The sequence below is a fragment of the Actinomadura geliboluensis genome (assembly GCF_005889745.1).
Lineage (GTDB): Bacteria > Actinomycetota > Actinomycetes > Streptosporangiales > Streptosporangiaceae > Spirillospora > Spirillospora geliboluensis.
The window spans coordinates 1-3,440 of record NZ_VCKZ01000629.1; the positions used below are offsets into that span (position 1 = coordinate 1).

Annotated in this window: 1 protein-coding gene; it reads right to left on the reverse strand. The window is 70.1% G+C overall.

Going from position 1 to position 3,440, the window contains the following annotated elements:
• Positions 1-177 precede the first annotated feature (177 nt).
• On the reverse strand, positions 178-2,640 hold the full coding sequence (locus ETD96_RS42720; protein WP_138642175.1) for a sodium-translocating pyrophosphatase: 2,463 nt from the start codon (positions 2,638-2,640) through the stop codon (positions 178-180).
• Positions 2,641-3,440: the final 800 nt, after the last annotated feature.

Consider the following 3,440-nt stretch of genomic DNA (forward strand, 5'->3'; position numbering starts at 1 on the left):
CCGAGGAAGGTCGCGTCGACCGCGACCATCGGCATGCTCCGAACCCGCCCCCGCCCAAGCCGATGACCAGCAGACTCCAAGCTGGGAGGCCCCCTCCAGGTCCTGGGACGCTTCCTCCCCCGGACATGCGGAAGGGCCGGCGGTGGCTGCGCCGCCGGCCCTTCCAGGGTGATGCGTCTAGCCGTTCTTCGCGGACTCCTCCTCGGAGGTCGCGGCGCCATTGGAGTCGGCGCCGACGGCCGCCTCCTCGGGAGCGGCCTCCTCGACGGCCTCGGCCTTGCCGCCGTCCACGGACGCCTTGCCGGACGTTCCGCCCTCGACCGGCGAGCCGCCCGCGGGGGCCGCCTCGGCGATCGGGTCGGCGCGCCGCTTGGAGATCACGATCGCGGCGACGACGACCCCGACGGACAGCACGGTCACGCCGACGCGCAGCGCGGTGTTGCCCGCGTAGGTCACCACCGCGTCCGCGATCAGCAGCGCGACCAGGTTCATCACCTTGATCAGCGGGTTGATCGCGGGACCGGCGGTGTCCTTGAACGGGTCGCCGACCGTGTCGCCGATGATCGTCGCCTCGTGCGCCTCGCTGCCCTTGCCGCCGAGGTGGCCCTCCTCGACGAGCTTCTTGGCGTTGTCCCAGGCGCCGCCGGAGTTGGCGAGGAACACCGCCATCAGCACGCCCGCGGCGATGGCGCCGCCGAGGAACGCGCCGAGCGGCGCGTACCCGAGCGCGAAGCCGACCGCGATCGGCGCCATGATCGCCAGCAGCCCGGGGGTGGCCAGCTCGCGCTGCGCGTCCCGGGTGCAGATGTCCACGACCCGGTCGTAGTCGGGCTTCTCGGTGTAGTCCATGATCCCGGGCTTGGTGCGGAACTGCTCGCGCACCTCCACCACGACCCGGCCGGCCGCCCGGCCCACCGCCATGATCGCCACGCCGGAGAACAGGAACACCACGGCCGCGCCGACGATCAGCCCGATCAGCACGTTCGGGCTCGCGATCGACAGGTTGAAGTCGAGGAACTCGGCGCCGATCGCGTCCTTCGCGCTGCTGGACGCGTCACCGAGCGCCGCGATCACCGTCGTCCGGAACGAGCCGAACAGCGCGGTCGCGGCGAGCACCGCCGTCGCGATCGCGATGCCCTTGGTGATCGCCTTGGTGGTGTTGCCGACGGCGTCCAGCCGCTCCAGGACGGACGCGGCCTCGCCCTGCACGTCCCCGGACATCTCCGCGATGCCCTGGGCGTTGTCCGACACCGGCCCGAAGGTGTCCATCGAGACGATGACGCCGACCGTGGTCAGCAGCCCGGTGCCGGCCATCGCCACCGCGAACAGCGCGACGGTGGTGTTGCCGAAGCCGAGCAGGAACGCCCCGTACACGGCGCCGCCGATGACGAGCGCGGTGTAGACGGCCGACTCCAGGCCGAGCGAGATGCCGGACAGGATGACGGTCGCCGGGCCCGTCCGGGCGCTGTCGGTGACCTCCTTGACCGGCTTGCGGTTGGTCTCGGTGAAGTAGCCGGTGAGCAGCTGGATGATGCTCGCCAGCACGATGCCGATGATCACCGAGCCGAGCGCGACCCAGCGCGGGTCGGCGTCCAGCCCGCGGATCGACTCGTCCGCGACGCCCTTCAGGTCGGCGAACGACGACGGCAGGTACACGAACGCGGCGATCGCCACGAGCACCGCCGAGATGCCCGCCGAGATGAAGAACCCGCGGTTGATCGCCGACATGCCGGAGCGGTCCCCGGCGCGGGGCGCCACCGCGAAGATGCCGATCACCGCGGTGACCACGCCGATCATCGGGACGATCAGCGGGAACACCAGGCCCTCGGTGCCGAACGCCGCGGTGCCGAGGATGAGCGCGGCGACCAGCGTCACCGCGTACGACTCGAACAGGTCGGCGGCCATCCCGGCGCAGTCGCCGACGTTGTCGCCCACGTTGTCGGCGATCGTCGCGGCGTTGCGCGGGTCGTCCTCCGGGATGCCCTGCTCGACCTTGCCGACGAGGTCGGCGCCGACGTCGGCGGCCTTGGTGAAGATGCCGCCGCCGACGCGCATGAACATGGCGAGCAGCGCGGCGCCGAAGCCGAAGCCCTCCAGCACCTTCGGCGCGTCGCCCTGGTAGGCGAGGACGACGACCGCCGCGCCGAACAGGCCGAGGCCCACGGTGAACATGCCGGCGACGCCGCCGGTGCGGAACGCGATCCGCATCGCGGTCTTCTCGCCGTCCGCCTCGCGGGCGGCGGCGGCGACCCGGACGTTGCCGCGCACCGCGAGCCACATGCCGGTGAACCCGGTGACGGCGGAGAACAGCGCGCCGATGACGAAGAAGATCGACCGGCCGATCCGCTCGCTCGTCGAGTCGGCGGGAAGCAGCAGCAGAACGAGCGGGATCAGTACGACGAAGACCGCGACCGTTCGGAACTGGCGTTTCAGGTAGGCACTGGCGCCCACCTGTACGGCCCGCGCGATCTCTTGCATCTTGGCGGTGCCCTGGCCCGCGGCCAGGACATCGCGGACGAGACCCGCGGCGACGGCCAGTGCGAGCAGCGCGATCACGGCGACGACGACGACCAGGGAGAGGTCGCCGCCGCCGAGATCCACTTCTGCGCTGGCCGGGCTTGACAGGGAAAACCCGGACATCCGTCCTCCTCGACAGGGGCGTTGCGACTCGATCGTCACAAAGAAGACGATCTTTACCGCGTACCCCGCGAGTCATGATTTCGAACACCTCGCACGGCAACGCGGGTGCCGGGAGTCTACGCACGCGCAAGTCGAATGTTAAGGCCGCACGGCCCTTCACAGAGATGTCGCCGAAATGCAACGAGCAATACGCCGGGATTTGACCCATACGCCCGCCCAGCCGCCATCACCCCAGGTCAACTGGGGTAAACCGTCCCTTACCTCACCGTCACCCTGACGAGGGCATACGACATTGGACGCACCGGCCCGACGCCCGGCGTCCCATTCAAGCTAGGCATTAACACGGAATATGTCCAGACCCAAATCGGCCGAACCGAGATCAACTACAAGAGAATCTCACAACCCTCGCAACACCAGCCCCACCACCCCCAAATCCACAACCGGCCAACAGCCCCCACTAGACGAGAACAGCACCAACCCCAGCAACGAACACGCCCCACCCCCACCGACCACGCGCAGCGATGGCAAGAGAGAGCGTGTGCGTGGGTGAAGGACGGGCTCTAGTCAGTGATGGGGAGCGTGCAGTGGGCGTCCCAGACGGGAGGTCAGCGACGTCGCGGGCGGACCGGTCGTGAAGGTCGCGCTGCCGGGCGGCGGCTGGACGGCCGGGTGTGGCACCTGGGCGGCGGCGGACGAGAGCGAGTGGCAGGCGCGAGTGGGTGCGTACCGGCACAGGAGAGCGGTGGGGAGGTGCCTTGGCGGTCCCGGCGGGCGGGCCGAGGGGTCACCGGGGTGAGGTG